This is a genomic window from Chlamydiota bacterium, assembly GCA_012729785.1.
GTDB lineage: Bacteria > Auribacterota > Tritonobacteria > UBA1439 > UBA1439 > UBA1439.
The window spans coordinates 13,017-29,671 of record JAAYCL010000013.1; the positions used below are offsets into that span (position 1 = coordinate 13,017).

A 16,655-nucleotide genomic window follows, 5' to 3' on the forward strand; every position below is an offset into this window, starting at 1 on the left:
GGTGGGGCACGGCCTCGCGCACCGAGGGGAGAAGGGGGGATTGGCCAAATTGCACGATGCCCTGTGGGGGGTAAAAATACCCCCCCCTGGGGGATTGTCCGGAGCGCAGACGATGCTATAATTCAAACAAACGACTGCGTACGTGTTCCGGCGTCGGGGAGCAAAGGATGAAGCAGGGAACGTTGAAACAGAAGAGTTGCAGGGGCGATCTCAGCCGGGAACTCGGGGCGCTCCGGCACAAGATCCAGTACGCCCTTCTGCTTATCACAGTAGTTCCCATTATCATCTATTCCGCGTTCATGATCCGCTATGTCCCTCCGCAGACGATCGAGTTGTTCCCGGTCGCCGTGCTGCTTTTGGCGACGATGGCGCTGATGCTGGGGGGGACGCGGATCATCCTGAACCTCGTCGGCTCGGTCATACCCTCCGGAAGCGACGAGACGCGGGCCCGTTCGCTGGCGCGTGCGCTTCTTCGCGGCGCCGGGGGCGGCTCGGTGCGCCGGACGATGGTCCAGGCGGTCTCCCTCATCGGCGTGATTCCCCTCCTGGCGTTCGGCTACGTGGTCGTGAAGTACGTGCTCCCCCTCCGGACGGAGGAGAACATACCGCTCATCGTCGTGAGTCTCGCGCTCGTCGTCACGCTCGGCATGCTGCAGGTCTACCGGATCACCTATCGCATCCTGTCCATCGCCGCGGATGCGCGGAGGGTGCGCACGGAGAGCGGCCCCCCGGGAAAAGACAGGGGGCGCGACGAGATCAGCGGCATCTCCAAGGACCTCGGTTCGATCGCGGAGAAGCTCTCGCTCCGGGTCTCGGAGATCAGGCGCACCCGCGCATTCGTCGAGCGGCTTCCGCTCCCGATGCTGGTGTTGGACGAGGCGGGCGCGATCGTGTTTTCCAACCGCGCCGCGCAGGAGCTCCTCGGCTACGGGGAGGAGGAGCTCGCCGGCAGGGAGGCAAGGTCCCTGTTCGCCGAAGAGGCGGAGACGGCGTGGCTCCGCGGGGAGGGGGGGGGCGCGGTCCGGGAGACCCTCTGGGTCCACCGCAGCGGGGCGACGCTGCCCGTCGCCGTGCGCGTCGGCCCTCTCGACGACGGGAGATGCGCCGGAGGATCGGTGCTCGTCGCCATCGACATCGCCGAGCGGAAACGGGTCGAGGATTCCCTGCGCGCGAGCGAGGAGCGTTACCGGAGCATCTTCAACGATTCCCCGATCTCCCTCTGGATGGAGGATTTCTCGGCGGTCCGGGGAAGGATCGACGAGCTCAGGCGCGCGGGGGTCGAGGATTTCGCGCGCTATTTCGATGAACATCCCGAGGAGGTCCGCGGCTGCGCCTCGCGGGTGAGGATCGTGGACGTGAACAGGACGACCCTCGCGATGTACGAGGTCGACCGCAAGGAGGAGCTGACGCGCGATCTTGCCGGCCTCTTCAGCCCCGAGATGCTCGTCACCTTCGCCAGGGAGCTCCTCGCCGTCGCCGCCGGCCACACGCGGTTCGAGGGCGACGCGGTCGCCCTCACGCGAAAGGGGAGGCGCAAACAGACGAGCCTCACCTGGACGGTCGTGCCCGGGCACGAGTCCACCTACGGCAGGGTTCTGGTCTCCATCATCGACATCACGGAACGCGTGCGTGTGTTCGCGGAACTGAAGCGGGAGCGCGACACGCTCCGGAAGTACATGGACCTGTTCAAGGCCATCCTCCTTGTCCTCTCTCCGGATGGACGGGTGCAGCTCGTCAACGGGACCGGGTGCGAGATCCTCGGGTATCCCGAGCGGGAGATCGTCGGGAGCGACTGGGTCGCCCGCTTCATTCCTCCGCGGCTGCGGGAGGAGATACGCGGCATCTTCATCAAGGTGATTGCCGGGGATGTGGCGATGGTCGCCCAGCACGCCAACCTGGTTTTGACGCGCGGCGGGGAGGAACGGCTGATCGAATGGCGGAACACCCTGCTCGACGACGGGAGCGGCTCGATCATCGGGATGCTCTGCTCAGGGTACGACGTGACCGAGCAGAAGCGGATGGAGGAGTACCTGTTCCGGGTGAGGAAGCTGGAATCGGTGGGCACGCTGGCGGGAGGGATCGCCCACGACTTCAACAACCTCCTCGCCGGCATCGTGGGGTACGCCTATCTCGCCCGGGGGAGCCTCTCCGCGGGCAGCCGCGCCGCGGCGGACCTCGACGCGATCGAGCGCCTCGCGATGCGCGGCTCGGGCCTGACAAAGGCGCTTCTGGCCTTCGCGCACGGCGGCGACTACCATCCGGAACCGCTCGACGCGAACCGCTGCGTGGAAGAGGTGCTGCCGGCGATCCGCGGCACCGCGGGCCACGGCATCGAATGCAAAATGGAACTCGCGCCCTCCCTCCCGCACGTCTTCGTGGACAGGAGCCAGTTCCGCCAGTGCCTGGCGAATCTCTGCATCAACGCCTGCGAGGCGATGCCCGGGGGCGGCACGCTGACGGTGAGGACCGGGCGCGTCTCCTCCGACGCCGCGTTCCTGGCGGCGCATCCCGGGGTCGACGGAAGAACGTTCGTCGCCGTGGCCGTCTCCGACACGGGTGTCGGGATGGACGCCGCGACGAAGGCGCGCATCTTCGACCCGTTTTTCACCACCAAGGACAACAAGACAGGCAACGGGCTCGGGCTTCCGATGGTGCACGGCATCGCGGAGCGCGCGGGGGGGATCCTCGAGGTGGAGAGCGCCCCCGGGAAAGGGAGCACCTTCACCCTCTACATCCCCGTGCGGGAGGGCGGGATTGCGCAGGAGGCCCCGGCGCGCGTCCCCGCCGCCGGCGGGAAGACGATACTGCTGGTGGACGACGAAACCGACTTCCGGAACTGCGCGGCACGCTGGCTCGCCCGTCTGGGGTACCGGGTCATCGAGGCCTCCAGCGGCGAGGCGGCCGTGGAGATCTTTGAAACGCGGAAAGACGAGGTGGGGCTGGTGCTCCTCGACATGGTCATGAAGGGCGCGGGCGGCGCGGAGACGTTCCGGGAGCTGCGCTCCCGCAACCCCGGCCTCCGGGTGCTCATCTGCTCCGGATACGCCCTCGACGCCACATGCCGGGATCTGATCAGCAACGGGGCCCTCGGATTCGTGCAAAAGCCGTTCGAGCACGCCGCGCTCGCGGCCCGTATCCACGAGATCCTCGGCCCGGGGATGCCGGGGGAGGCGGAGGAAAGGTGAAGGCGCGACCCGGGGAGATATCGCTTATTTTTCTGTCAGTCAACTGATTCCGCGTTGTACAAATCGGGTTTTTGCTGTTGACGCCGGGCGCACTTTATTATAAGGTAAGCTCGAATCTGCGCCGGGTCCTCCAGAGTGGGTACCTACCCACTTTTTTTTTTGATACCGCGCGGACGGGCGGATCATCCGGAAGGCGCCCGGCCGGCGACCGGCGCGGCCGTTTGACGACCATGCTGCGGGTCCCGCGCCCGGCGCGCGGGAGAGGGAGGTCACGACAATGAATGGCGAACTGCTGGCCGTTTTCGAATATCTCGAGCGGGAAAGGGGAATCAGCCGGGACGTGCTCATCGAGGCGGTGGAGAGTTCGCTGCTCTCCGCGGCCCGGAAGGGGGTCGAGCAGGCCAAGAACCTCCGGGTGGAGATAGACCGGGAGACCGGCGCCGTCCGGGCGTTCGCCGAGATGCGCGTCGTCGAGACGGTCTCGTCCAAGGACGAGGAGATCACCCTCGAGGAGGCGCGCAAGACCGATCCCGAGGCGAAGATCGGCGACTCCGTCTCCGTGGAGATCCTCACGAAGAACCTCGGGCGCATCGCCGCCCAGAGCGCCAAGCAGGTCATCATCCAGCGCATCCGCGAGGCGGAGAACAAGATCGTCTACAACGAGTACAAGGACCGCGTCGGCGACATCATCACCGCGGTGGTCCGGCGCTACGAGCGGGGGAACGTCATCCTCGACCTCGGGAAGACCGAGGCGGTGCTTCCGGCGAAGGAGCAGTGCCCGCGCGAGAGCTACGGCCTGGGGAGGAGATACAAGGTCTACGTCGCGGAGGTGCGCGAGGGCGCCAAGGGCCCCGAGATCATCGTCTCGCGGAGCCATGACGAACTGCTCCGAAAGCTGTTCGAGCTCGAGGTCCCCGAGATCGGCGAGGGGAGCGTACAGATCAGGGGGATCGCCCGTGATCCCGGCTACCGCGCCAAGATGGCGGTGAGCTCCGCCAGCGACAAGGTCGACCCGGTGGGGGCCTGCGTCGGCATGCGCGGCGCGCGGGTGAAGGACGTGGTCCACGAGCTCAACGGGGAGCGGGTGGATATCATCCGGTGGAACGAGGATCCCGTGGTTTTCCTCACCAACGCCCTGAGACCGGCGCGTCCGAGGGAGATCCGGATCGTCGCCGAGGGCCGCGCCGAGATCATCGTCGACGACGACCAGTTCGCCCTGGCGGTGGGGAAGAAGGGCCAGGGTATACGGCTGGTGTCGAAGCTGACCGGATGGAACGTCGACATCAAGAAGGCCGGCGACATCGCGCGGGAGGAGCAGGAGGCGGAGGTCCCGGTGCGGGATCTGGGGGGGCTCGCCCCCAAGGTCGTCGCCGCGCTCGAGGAGCACGGTTACACGACGGTGGGCGCCCTCAGGAAGGCGGATATCAAGAAGCTTCTCGAGATCCCCGGGATCGGCGACAAGACGGCGCAGAAGATCGTGCATGCGGCGGCCGAGTTCCGCTTCCCCGAGCCCGAACCCGCCCCCGTGGAGCCCGCAACGGGGCCCGCGGACGAGGGGGCCGCCGCGGAATCGACTGGCGGAGACGCCGTTTCGGCGCCCGCCGCGGAGGAGTCGGCGGACGGGGAACCGCCCGCGGAGGGAGGCGCCGAGAGGCCGGCGGAGGGCATCCAGGAGGAAGGCGCGAGGCAGGGCGCCGCCGTTCCGGATGAGACCGAACTGACGGATGCATCCGCTCCCGCGGAGTCGGGCGAGGCGGCCGGAGACGGCGGCCCCGCGGACAAGGCGGGAGAGGACGCTTCAAACGAGAGAGGCGTGAGTGATGCGGGCTGAGACAGCCGTCCGCTGATCCGGCGAAGGGGAGGGGCGTAACGTGCGCGTGAGAATATACGATCTGGCCAGGGAGCTAGGCGTCGAAAACAAGGATGTCATCGCGCGCCTTGCCGCGATGGGCGTCGCGGTCAAGAGCCACTCCAGCAGCATCGACGAGGAGACCGCCGCCCGCCTGCGCGCGGCCTACGCCTCTCCCGCCGGCCCGAAACCCGCGGCGCCCGCAAAGCCTGCGGCGCCCGCGAAACCCGCCCCCCCGAAGGCCCCGGGCGCCAAGCCCGCGGCGCCCGCGAAGCCCGCCCCTGCAAAAACCCCGGCCGCTCCGGCAGCCGCAAAGGCTCCGGCCGCCAAGCCCGCGGCGCCCGCGAAGCCTGCACCTGCAAAAACCCCGGCCGCTCCGGCAGCCGCAAAGGCTCCGGCCGCCAAGCCCGCGGCGCCCGCGAAGCCTGCACCTGCAAAAACCCCGGCCGCTCCGGCCGCCAAGCCGGCCGCTGCTCAGGCGCCTGCCGCGCCGCTCCGCCCGGTCAGCGTTTCGATGCCCATGAACGTGCGCGCGCTCGCGGAGGCGATCTCGGTCAAGCCCGAGGAGCTGATCCGCACGCTCATGAAGTTCGGCGTGATGGCCTCGATCAACCAGAATCTTGACGCCGCGACGATAGAGGTCGTCGCGCACGAGCACGGTGTCGCGGTGGAGTTCGCCGCCGCCCCGGCGTCCGGCGAGGAGGAGTTCAAGGACGACCCGAAGGATCTCGTCCCGCGGGCCCCCGTGGTCACCTTCATGGGGCACATCGACCACGGCAAGACCTCGCTCCTGGACGCGATCCGCAAGAGCAAGGTCGTGCACGAGGAGTCCGGCGGCATCACCCAGCACATCGGCGCATACGAGGCGGCGCTGCCGAAGGGCCGCATCACCTTCCTCGACACCCCCGGCCACGAGACGTTCACCGCGATGCGCGCGCGCGGCGCCGACATCACCGACATCGCCGTGCTCGTCGTCGCCGCGGACGACGGCGTGATGCCCCAGACGCGCGAGGCGATCGACCACGCCCGCGCCGCCGAGGTGCCGCTGATGGTCGCGGTGAACAAGATCGACAAGCCGGGCGCCCAGCCCGAGAAGGTCCGGCGGCAGCTGATGGAGGCCGGCTTCAGCCCCGAGGAGTACGGCGGCCAGACGATCTTCTGCGACGTCTCCGCGGTCACCGGGGCGGGGCTCGATCATCTGCTCGAGATGATCCTGCTCCAGGCCGAGATCCTGGAGCTCAAGGCCAACCCCACCGCCGCCGCGCGCGCCGTGGTCATCGAGGCGCAGATGGACAAGGAGCGCGGGGCGGTCGCGACGGTCCTTGTCCGGCGCGGGACGCTGCGGGTGGGCGATCCGGTCGTTTGCGGGACCTGCGCCGGCAGGATCAAGGCGCTCTTCGACTACCGCGGCGCGAGGATCCGCGAGGCGGGGCCCGCGAAGCCGGTCGAGGTCCTCGGGCTCGGCGGGGTGTGCGAGCCCGGCAGCGAACTGCGCGCGGTCGAGAGTGAGCGCGCGGCGAAGGAGATCGCCGCCGAGCGGCGTCTCGCGTCGGCGTCCGCCGGCGCCGTCCAGGGCAAGATGACCCTCGAGGATCTGTTCACCAAGATCGCGGCCGGCAAGGCCAAGGAGCTGCGGCTCATCCTGAAGGGCGACGTGCAGGGGTCGGTGGAGGCGCTCGGCGACGCGTTGCGCAAGCTCGCCACCGCCCAGGTCGCCGTCAAAACGCTCCGCTGCGCGGTGGGGGACATCAACGAGAGCGACGTGATGCTCGCCTCCGCCTCGGACGCCGTGATCATAGGGTTCCACACGCGCATCGACGTCGACGCGAAGGAGCTGAGCCGCCGGGAGAGCGTGGAGATCAAGCTCTACGACGTCATCTACGAGGCGATCGAGGACGTCAGGAAGGCGATGGAGGGGCTGCTCGAGCCCGCGATCCGCGAGACGGTGATCGGCCGCGCCGAGGTGAAACAGCTCTTCAAGGCCGTGAAGGGGGACCCGATCGCCGGCTGCATGGTCGTGGATGGCAAGGTGCTCGAGAACGCGCGCGCGCGCGTCATCCGGGGGGAGAAGATCGTCCACGAGGGCACCATCCTGTCCCTGCGCCGGTTCAAGGACCAGGTCAGGGAGGTGAAGAGCGGGACGGAGTGCGGTATCCGCCTCGCCAACCTGAAGGACCTCCGCGAGGGGGACGTCATCGAAGTGTACAGGATGGAGAAGATCCCGCAGAAGCTCTGACCGGACGCGAAGCGGGGGCCCGTTTCCCCCTCCCCGCCGTCCGGCTTCCAGGGACCGGGCGTAGCGTGCCGGCTTTTCCGCACGACGCCTCGCGCGTCCGACGTTCACCCCGGGCACCATGGTCATCGGCGTACTCGAGATGCAGCTCAGCATGCCGGGCAACCGGTCCCTCAAGGACAAGCGGCAGGTCCTGAAATCGGTGAAGGACCGGGTCCGCGCCGCCTTCAACGTCTCGATCGCCGAGGTCGCCGAGCAGGAACGATGGTGCGCGGCGCACCTGGCGGCGGCGACGGTGGCGCCGGACCGCGAGCGCGCGCACGCCGTGCTCGAGGCGGTCGCCCGCATGGTGGAGCGCAGAGGCGACGCGGTGCTCGCGGGGTACTGTATCCAGATGCTGTGAGGGCGGACGCGGGATATGAGACGGGATCGTCGTCTCACGGGGACCAGGGCATGGCCAGCCGCAGGATGGAGCGCGTCGAACAGCTTCTGAAGGAGAGTCTCGGCTTCATCTTCCAGCGGGGGCTGAAGGACCCGCGTATCGGGTTCGTCACCGTGACGGGGGTGCGGGCGAGCGCGGACCTCTCGCACGCGAAGGTGTACCTCAGCGTGATGGGGACGGAGAAGCAGAAGGCGGAGACGATGGAGGGGGTCGCAAGCGCCGCGGGCTACATCCAGCGCATGCTCGCCGCGCAGGTGCGCCTGCGGTACATCCCGCACCTTGATTTCTTCATCGACGACTCCACGGACCGGGGGTTCCACATACAGGAGATTCTCGACAAGATCGAGGCGGAGAGGAACGATGGCGCCTGAATCCCCGGCGCGCCGGATCGCGCGACTGCTGCGTGCCCGCCGGTCGTTCCTCGTCTGCGGGCATATCCGCCCCGACGCCGACTGCATCGGCTCGCAGCTCGCCCTCGCCCGCGTCCTCTCCGCGATGGGGAAGCAGGTTGTCGTCTGGCTCGCCGACCCCGTCCCGGAACAGTGCCGGTTCCTCCCCGGCAGCGCGGGGATACGCCTCCCCGACGACCGGGAAGACCCCCCGGGCGAACTCGCCGTCGTCCTCGACACCCCGAATCCGGATCGGCTCGGCCGGATCGCGGGGCGCGTGCTCGCGATGCCCGCGGTGGTGAATATCGACCACCACCCGAGCAACATCCGGTGGGGCGACCCGCACTGGGTCGAGCCGGGGATGGCGGCCACCGCCGAGTTCATCTACCTCCTCGCCAAGGAGCTCGGGGTTTCGATCGATCGCGATATCGCCGTCTGTCTCTACGCGGGGATCGTCACCGACACCGGGCGGTTCTCCTACGACAACACGACGCCGTTCACGCACCGGGTGGCTGCGGAGCTCGTCGAACGGGGCGCGGATCCGCACGAGACGTACGAGCGCCTCTATGCCTCCCACCCCCCCCGCCGGATGCGGCTGCTCGCGCGGGTGTTGGAGGGGCTCCGGGTGGATCCAGACGGGGCGTTCGCCCGGCTTTGGATCCGGCGCCGCATGTACGAGGAGAGCGGCGCGGGTCCGGAGGACGCGGACGGGTTCATCAACTTCGCGCGCGATCTCGACGGCGTCCGGGTGGCGGCGCTCTTCGAGGAGACGGCCGGGGGCGGCGTCCGCGTGAGCCTCCGGTCGCGCGACGCGGCGGTCGACGTGAACGAGCTTGCCGCCCGGTACGGCGGGGGCGGGCACCCCGGCGCGGCCGGGGCGAACGTCGCGGGCGAGCCGGAGGAGATCGAGCGGAGGGTCTGCGGGGATGTCAGGGCCGCACTCGCCCGCCCCGGAGGAACCGGGCGGGATACTCATCGTGGCGAAGCCGGCGGGGCCGACGTCGCATGACGTCGTGGCGCGCGTGCGGAGCCGATTCCGGTTCCGTAAGGTCGGCCACGCGGGGACGCTCGACCCGTCCGCCGAGGGGGTCCTGATCCTCGGCCTCGGGCGGCGGGCGACGCGGCGGCTCGGCTTCTACCAGGGGCTGGGGAAGGAGTACCTCGCCTCGCTCGAGCTCGGGGTCAGCACCGACACCCAGGACGCCGACGGCGAGGTCACGGCGCGCGGCGAATGGCGCGGGGTGACCGAGGAGGCGCTGCGCGGTGCGCTCGCGGTGCTCGCCGGGGCGCGGATGCAGGTGCCGCCGATGTTCTCGGCGCTGAAGCGGAAGGGGGAGCCGCTCTACCGCCTCGCCAGGAGAGGGGTATCGGTCGAGCGGAAGGCGCGGCCGATCGTCATCGAGGCGCTGGAGCTCGTCGAGTTCGCCCCGCCCGCGGCGCTGCTGCGGGTGCGCTGTTCGAAGGGGACGTACGTCAGGACGCTCTGCGCGGAGATAGGCGAGGCGCTCGGGTGCGGGGCGCACATGCGGGCGCTGACGCGGACGCGGGTGGGAGAATTCACGCTGGAGCGGGCGCTCCCCCTCGACGCGCTGCTCGCCATGACGCGCGAGGAGATGGAGAAGCGGATGCTTCCCGTCGAGGAGGAGTCGTGAGACGCAAGGCGGGAGACGGGGGGACCGTCCCGCGTCTCCTCCCCTGCGTCCCGCGCGGGCGGGTACGGCCGGCGCGCGGCCTGGACGACCCGGCGCTGCGGAAGGCCGGACGCCTCGTCCTCTCGATCGGGGTCTACGACGGCGTGCACCTCGGGCACCGGCGCGTGATCGAGACGCTTGTCCGGGAGGCGCGGCGTCTCCGGGCTACGCCCGCGGTGCTCACCTTCGATCCGCATCCGAAGGCCCTCCTCGGCACGGGGGCGCCCCCGCTGATCGCCGCGCTCGAGCACCGGATCGCCCTCCTCGGCGCGCTCGGGGCGCGCCTGTGCATCGTGCTCCCGTTTTCGCCCGAGATCGCCGCGCTCGACGCGTCCGACTTCGTCCGCCGCCTTCTGGCCGCGGCCGATATCGCCGGCATCGTCGTGGGGCCCCGTTTCGCCTTCGGCCGGCGGAGGGGCGGAGACGTGGCGCTCCTGCGCCGGCTCGGCGAGGCGCACGGCTTCTCGGTCGCCGTGGCGGAGGGGCTGTCGATCGGGGGGCAGGCGGTCAGCTCCACCGCCATCCGCCGGTTGATCAGGCGCGGCGACCTCGCCGAGGCCTCCCGCCTGCTCGGGAGACCGTATTCGCTGCGCGGAACCGTGCAACCGGGCAAGGGGATCGGCAGGACGCTGGGTGTGCCCACGGCGAATCTGGCGCTCGAGGGGGTTCTGGCGCCCCCCCCGGGGGTCTACGCCGCCAGGGTCCTCCTCGGGAAGCGGGTCCGCGACGGGGTGCTCAACGTGGACTTTGGCGGCGCCGTCGAGGTTTACCTGTTCGACTTCAAGGGGGACCTGTACGGCAGGACGCTGGAGCTGTTCTTCGGCGGGCGCATCCGCGCCGAGCGGCGGTTCGCCGATCCGAAAGCGCTCGCCCGGCAGATGCAGCGCGACATTGCATTTGCGCGGGAAATGCTGCATACTAATGCATTACACAGGGGCGGGTCCCGCGCCCGGCGCGGGAATTCCGCGACACAGTCCCTTCCCTAGGCCGGCCGAGTCGCCGACGGCGGGCGTGGAGAAGGGAGCAACAGGAAGAAGGAGGATTCGCAATGGCGATGGATGCACGCAGGAAGGAGGCTTTGGTAAAGGAGCACCGCCTCCACGAGACGGATACCGGTTCGGCCGATGTCCAGGTGGCACTGCTCACGGCGAGGATCAACGACCTCGCGCAGCACCTGAAATCGCACGCGAAGGACCACAACTCGCGCAGGGGCCTCCTGACGCTGGTCGGAAGGCGGCGCAAGCTGCTCGACTACCTTCATCGGGTGAGCGACGAGCGCTACAAGGCGCTGATCAAGAAGCTGGAGCTCAGGAAATAACCCGCGCCGCGATGCGTCCGGCGACCGCCGCAGAGGCGGTCAGGCCGGAGGGGCGCGGGTTTTCGGTTCGAGGAGGCCGCGGGGGCGTTGCGCCCCCGGCAATGGGAACGGGAGAGGAGAAAGGTACGTATATGGTCCACAGGGTATCGACGACGCTGAACGGCAAGGAACTGATCATAGAGACGGGCAAGCTCGCCAAACAGGCCCACGGCGCCTGCACGGTGCGGTACGGGGATACGGTGGTGCTCTGCACGGTCACGGCGGCCCCGCGCCCGCGCGAGGGAGCGAGCTTCTTCCCCCTGACGGTGGACTACCGCGAGAAGACCTCCGCCGCGGGGATGTTCCCCGGCGGCTTCATCAAGCGTGAGGGGCGTCCGACGGAGAAGGAGATCCTCACGATGCGGCTCACCGACCGCCCCCTGCGCCCGCTCTTCCCGAAAGGGTTCAGGCGCGAGGTGCAGATCATGAACGCGGTCCTCTCCGCCGACAACGACAACGACCCCGACGTGCTCTCGGTGGTCGGCGCCGCGGCCGCCTGCCTGCTCTCGCCGCTGCCGTTCACCGAGGCGGTCGGCTGCGTGCGGATAGGGAGGAACGACGGGCGGTGGATCGTTAACCCGTCCTACGCCGAGATCGACGCCAGCGACATCGAGCTCGTGGTCGCCGGGACCGCGGACGCGGTGGTCATGGTCGAGGGGAGCGCATCCGAGATCTCCGAGGCGGACATGGTCCAGGCCCTCTCCGTCGCCCACGAGGAGATCAAGCGGATCGCCGCGGCCCTGGTCGAGCTGCAGTCCAAGGCCGGCGCGGCGAAGGAGGAGGCCGAGGCGGCGGCGCAGCCGGACCAAGCGCTCGCCGCGGCGGTGGAGGAGTTCCTGAAGGACCGGCTTGAGGCCGCCCTGCTCGTCAAGGGCAAGAAGAACCGCGAGGCGAGCCTCGAGGCGCTGCGTCTCGAGACGGTCGCGGCGGCCCGGGAGCGGTTCCCTGAGGCGGAGGAGGGGGCGGTCTCGGCGCTCTTCGACGCCGCCGAGCACCGCATGGTGCGCCTCCTCATCCTCTCCAAGGGGCTCCGCGTGGACGGCAGGGGGGTCGACGAGATCCGCCCGATCAGCTGCGAGGTGGGATTCCTGCCCCGGACGCACGGCAGCGCCCTCTTCACCCGGGGGGAGACGCAGGTGCTCGCGATGACGACGCTCGGGACGCCGCAGGACGCGCAGCGCCTCGAGGCGTACGAGGGCGAGTCCTCGAAGAGCTTCATGCTGCACTACAACTTCCCTCCGTACTGCGTCGGGGAGACGAAGCCGGTGCGCGGCCCCGCACGGCGCGAGATCGGCCACGGCAACCTCGCCGAGCGCGCGCTCCTCGGCGTGGTCCCCAAGGAGTACGAGTACACGGTGCGGATCGTCTGCGACGTGCTGGAGTCCAACGGCTCGTCGTCGATGGCGAGCGTCTGCGGCGGGAGTCTCTCCCTGATGGACGCGGGCGTGACGATGTCCGCGGCGGTCGCGGGCATCGCGATGGGGCTGGTGCAGGAGGGGAGCCGGTTCGCCGTCCTCACCGACATCCTCGGCTCCGAGGATGCCTGCGGGGACATGGATTTCAAGGTGGCGGGGACGCGCAAGGGGATCACGGCGTTCCAGCTCGACAGCAAGATCAAGGGGATCGGCACCGAGGTGCTCGCCCAGGCGCTCGAGAAGGCGCATGTCGGCAGGCTCGTCATCCTCGACATCATGGACCGCGCCATCTCCCAGCCGCGCCCCGAGGTGTCGAAGTACGCCCCCCGCATCGTCAAGCTGAAGATCCCGATCGACAAGATCGGCGACCTGATCGGCCCCAAGGGCAAGTTCATCAAGAAGATCTGCCAGGACACGGGCGCCCAGATCGACGTCGAGGACGACGGTACGGTCAGCGTCTCCTCCAACACCCCCGAGAGCCTCGCCCAGGCGGTCGAGGAGGTCAGGCGCCGCACCGCGGAGGTGGAGGTGGGCAAGATCTATCCCGGAATCGTCAAGAACGTCCTGGATTTCGGCGCGTTCGTGGAGGTGATGCCCGGGAAGGAGGGGCTCGTCCACATCTCCAAGCTCGCCGACCACCGGGTGGCGAAGGTCACCGACGTCGTGAACATCGGCGACCAGATCGATGTCAAGGTGACGGGGATCGACGAGCAGGGGCGCATCAACCTGTCCCGCAAGGCGGTGCTCACCGGCAAGGACGACCCGGAGGAGGAGCGCCGGCCGCCGCGCAGGCCGTTCAGGCCGCGCGGGCGTAGGTAGGGGTCCCGCGCCCCCGCGGGTCCGACGTGGCGCCCGGCGGCTGCGGCTGCCGGGCGCCGTGGCGCCCGCCCGCCCGAGGAGGCATGCCCGGATGAGGATCATCTACGCAGTCCTGTTCTGGATGCTCTCCCTCCTGCTCTTCCTCAGCCTCTACACCTACGACCCGATGGACGTGCGGTACTACACCACGCAGCCGAACAGCCCGCCGTTCAACAGCGTGGGGATCGTCGGCGCCTGGACGGCGTTCCGCTGCTTCTTCGAGCTCGGCTTCGCCGCCTACCTCCTCATCTTCATCCTCTTCGTGATCGGCTGCGCCCTGGGGAGAGGCAAGGGTACCGCGAGGGCCTGGGCGGCCCGGGCCCTCGCCGGGGCCGTGATGGTCGTCTCCCTTTCCGTGTTCCTCCAGCTTCCCCACCGGATCCCGGGCCTCGTCGACGCGGCGCGGCGGCTCTCCCTGGTGGGGCCCGGCGGGCGGGTCGGCGACGCCGTGGGTTCCGCCCTGGTCCTCCCGTATCTCGGCTACACCGGCGCCACCGCTGTCTGCGCCGCGATCTTTCTCGGCGCCGTCGCGCTTTTTGCGCGGCTCACGCCGCTCGCGGCCGCCGCCGCGCTCGTCAGGAAGGCGGCGGGCGCAGCGGGGGAGTCCGCCAGGATCTCGGCGGAGGCGCTGCGGCACCGGCGGCGCATGGTCCCGCTCGGGATGCGCACCGTGCGCGTGCGTCCGTTCGCGCGCCGCGGCAGGCGGGCCGCCAGGATGAAGGTCGCGGTCCCCTCCGCGCGCGAGGTGCAGCGCGAGCTGCCGATCGAACGCGCCCCGGAGCGGCGCGAGAAGCCGGAGCGGCCGCCGAGGTCCGCGCCCGCGGCGCAGTTCCGGAGGCCGCGGGGAGCCGGCGCCTACCGGCTGCCGGGGATCGATCTCCTGCACGAGCCGCTCGCCTCGAAGGGGCGCCAGGCGGAGGAGGACCTCGAGAGGAACGTCGAGGTGCTCCAGTCCACGTTGCGGGAGTTCGGGATAGAGGCGCAGGTCGGCAACGTGATCAGGGGGCCGGTCATCACCCGCTACGAGGTGCACCCGGCCCCGGGCGTCAAGGTGCAGAAGATCACCGCGCTCGCGGACGACCTCGCGCTCGCGATGGCGGCGGCGAGCATCAGGATCGTCGCCCCCATCCCCGGGAAGTCGGCGGTGGGGATCGAGATCCCGAACATCAAGGCGACCCTCGTGGGCCTCAAGGAGATGCTCCTCTCGCGCGAGTACCGCCAGACGAGGAGGTTCATCCCGCTCGCCATCGGGAAGGAGATCTCCGGGAGCGCCGTCGTCGGCGATCTCCGGGAGATGCCGCACCTCCTCATCGCGGGCTCGACCGGCTCCGGGAAGACCGTCTGCATCAACAGCATCATCCTCACGATGCTCTTCTCCCGCACCCCCGACGAGCTCAAGCTTATCCTCATCGATCCCAAGCGGGTGGAGATGAGCCAGTACCGCGACATCCCCCACCTGATCACGCCGGTCGTCACCGAGAGCCGGATGGTCGCCCAGGCGCTCCGGTGGGCGGGGCGGGAGATGGAGCGCCGCTACAACCTCTTCTCCACGCACGTCGTCCGCGACATCGTCTCCTACAACGCCAAGGTGGCCAAGGAGGGCGCCTCCCTGAAGGGGGAGGACGGCGAGCCGCTGGAGTCGATGCCGTATCTCGTCGTCATCATCGACGAGCTTGCGGATCTGATGCTGGTGGCCCGGAAGGATATCGAGGACCCGATCATCCGCCTGGCCCAGATGGGGCGCGCCGCGGGCCTCCATATCATCCTGGCGACGCAGCGCCCGTCCGTCAACGTGATCACCGGCCTCATCAAGGCCAACTTCCCGACCCGGATCGCCTTCAAGGTGGCGAGCAAGGTCGACTCGAAGGTGATCCTCGACGGCAGCGGGGCCGACAAGCTCCTGGGGAAGGGGGACATGATCTTTATGCCGCCCGGCGCCTCTCGCCGGATCAGGGTCCAGGGCACGCTCGTCGACGACGACGAGATCAACGCGGTGGTCGAGTTCGTCAAGGCGCAGGGCGTCCCGGAGTACCGCGAGGAGATCCTGGCCGCGGAGGAGGAGGGGGCGTCGGGCGTCGAGGAGATAGACGACGACCTGTACCAGGACGCGGTCAAGACGGTGCGTCAGCTCGGGCAGGCGTCGGCCTCGATGCTCCAGCGTCGCCACCGGATCGGCTACAACCGCGCCGCGCGCCTCGTGGAGATGATGGAGGAGCGCGGGGTCGTGGGCCCGCAGCAGGGGAGCAGGCCGAGGGAGGTGTTGTGACCCCGAGGCGCGCGAGGCGACGGGTTCGAGGGGCGGGAGCGGCGGCGTTGAACAGGATGAAGGCGGAGGCGATTCGCATGGCGACCGGAGGAGCGAGATGACGAAGATAGGCGAATACCTGCGGAGCGCGCGGGAGGAGCGGAAGATACCGCTCGCGCAGGTGGCCCGCGACACCCGGGTGAACGAGCGGTACCTCTCCGCGATCGAGGCGGGTGAGTTCTCGCGCCTCCCGGCGGCCGCCTACGCGAAAGGGTTCATACGGATCTACGCGGAGTACCTCGGCCTCGACCCGAAGCCGCTGCTCGAGCAGTTCGCGCGCGAGCGTCCCGGCGCCGCGCGGTCCCCGCTCGACGCCGAGCGCGAGGCCGTTCCGTTCCCCGCCCGCGCGTCGCGGAACCGGCTCCTGATCGGCGTCGCGGCGGCGGCGGGTATCGTCGTGGCGATACTCGCCGTGTCGATGCTCCGCAGGTCCGCGTGTGCCCCCCGTCCCGCTCCCCCCGCCGCCCCCGCCACGGAGGAGCTCGAGACGCTGCCGCTGCCCTCCGTCCCCACGCCCAAGCCGTCCCCCGAACCCGGGGAGACGGAGGAGCCGTCCCCCGAGGTCTCACCGGTCGCGCGGAAGAAGCTCTCCATCAAGGCGAAGGAGCCGGTGACGCTCAAGGTCTACGCGGACGGCGCGCTGCTCTTCCAGGGGACGCTCGCGAAGGGGAAGGAGGAGTCGTGGACCGCCGCGGAGGGGTTCGATCTCCGCGTCAGCCGCCCGCGGATCGCGGAGATGCTCCTGGACGGCAAACCGATCAAGGGGATCAAGGGGCGGACCGCGCAGAACATCCAGATCGACAAGGACGGGAAGATCGAGTTCTACAAGGGGAAGCTCAGGGCGGAGTGACACGCAAGCCCTCAGCCACGATACGTCGGACGGGAGAGGGGAGATGGAGAAGACGAGGTGAGGCGGTCGTCTCACGGCTCC

At 69.5% G+C, this 16,655-nt stretch carries 12 protein-coding genes; all 12 read left to right on the forward strand.

Translation table 11 applies throughout. The features are described from left to right. Positions 1–167: 167 nt before the first annotated feature. The 12 genes from GXY35_02565 (at position 168) to GXY35_02620 (ending at position 16,574) form a co-directional block, all read left to right on the forward strand. Positions 168–3,185 carry a PAS domain S-box protein gene (locus tag GXY35_02565; GenBank protein ID NLW93474.1) on the forward strand — a complete coding sequence of 1,006 codons (3,018 nt, stop codon included), beginning with the start codon at positions 168–170 and terminating at the stop codon, positions 3,183–3,185. Positions 3,186–3,462: 277 nt separating this feature from the next. Then, positions 3,463–5,016: a transcription termination factor NusA gene (gene nusA, locus GXY35_02570; GenBank protein ID NLW93475.1), complete on the forward strand. Its 1,554-nt coding sequence runs from the start codon at positions 3,463–3,465 to the stop codon at positions 5,014–5,016. 40 nt (positions 5,017–5,056) lie between these two features. Next, positions 5,057–7,270: a translation initiation factor IF-2 gene (infB, locus tag GXY35_02575; protein ID NLW93476.1), complete on the forward strand. Its 2,214-nt coding sequence runs from the start codon at positions 5,057–5,059 to the stop codon at positions 7,268–7,270. 118 nt (positions 7,271–7,388) lie between these two features. Continuing rightward, entirely contained in the window at positions 7,389–7,670 is a 282-nt protein-coding gene (locus GXY35_02580) for a DUF503 domain-containing protein (GenBank protein ID NLW93477.1), read from the forward strand. Positions 7,671–7,735: 65 nt separating this feature from the next. Further along, complete coding sequence (gene rbfA, locus GXY35_02585; protein NLW93478.1) at positions 7,736–8,080, forward strand: 30S ribosome-binding factor RbfA; 345 nt, start codon at positions 7,736–7,738, stop codon at positions 8,078–8,080. After that, complete coding sequence (locus GXY35_02590; protein ID NLW93479.1) at positions 8,070–9,107, forward strand: bifunctional oligoribonuclease/PAP phosphatase NrnA; 1,038 nt, start codon at positions 8,070–8,072, stop codon at positions 9,105–9,107. Before rbfA ends, GXY35_02590 begins: the two co-directional genes overlap by 11 nt. Continuing rightward, a complete protein-coding gene (gene truB / locus GXY35_02595) occupies positions 9,076–9,750 on the forward strand; it encodes a tRNA pseudouridine(55) synthase TruB (protein ID NLW93480.1) in 675 nt (224 codons plus the stop codon). Before GXY35_02590 ends, truB begins: the two co-directional genes overlap by 32 nt. After that, complete coding sequence (gene ribF / locus GXY35_02600) at positions 9,747–10,775, forward strand: riboflavin biosynthesis protein RibF (protein ID NLW93481.1); 1,029 nt, start codon at positions 9,747–9,749, stop codon at positions 10,773–10,775. Before truB ends, ribF begins: the two co-directional genes overlap by 4 nt. 62 nt (positions 10,776–10,837) lie before the next feature. After that, the gene (gene rpsO / locus GXY35_02605; protein NLW93482.1) at positions 10,838–11,107 is read left to right on the forward strand and encodes a 30S ribosomal protein S15; all 270 of its coding nucleotides are present in this window, start codon (positions 10,838–10,840) and stop codon (positions 11,105–11,107) included. A 131-nt stretch (positions 11,108–11,238) separates the two neighbouring features. After that, a complete protein-coding gene (locus tag GXY35_02610) occupies positions 11,239–13,380 on the forward strand; it encodes a polyribonucleotide nucleotidyltransferase (GenBank protein NLW93483.1) in 2,142 nt (713 codons plus the stop codon). Between the two features lie 91 nt (positions 13,381–13,471). Then, the gene (locus GXY35_02615; GenBank protein ID NLW93484.1) at positions 13,472–15,685 is read left to right on the forward strand and encodes a DNA translocase FtsK; all 2,214 of its coding nucleotides are present in this window, start codon (positions 13,472–13,474) and stop codon (positions 15,683–15,685) included. A 97-nt stretch (positions 15,686–15,782) separates the two neighbouring features. Further along, positions 15,783–16,574 (forward strand): helix-turn-helix domain-containing protein, encoded by a 792-nt coding sequence (locus GXY35_02620; GenBank protein NLW93485.1) that lies wholly within the window; start codon positions 15,783–15,785, stop codon positions 16,572–16,574. Positions 16,575–16,655: the final 81 nt, after the last annotated feature.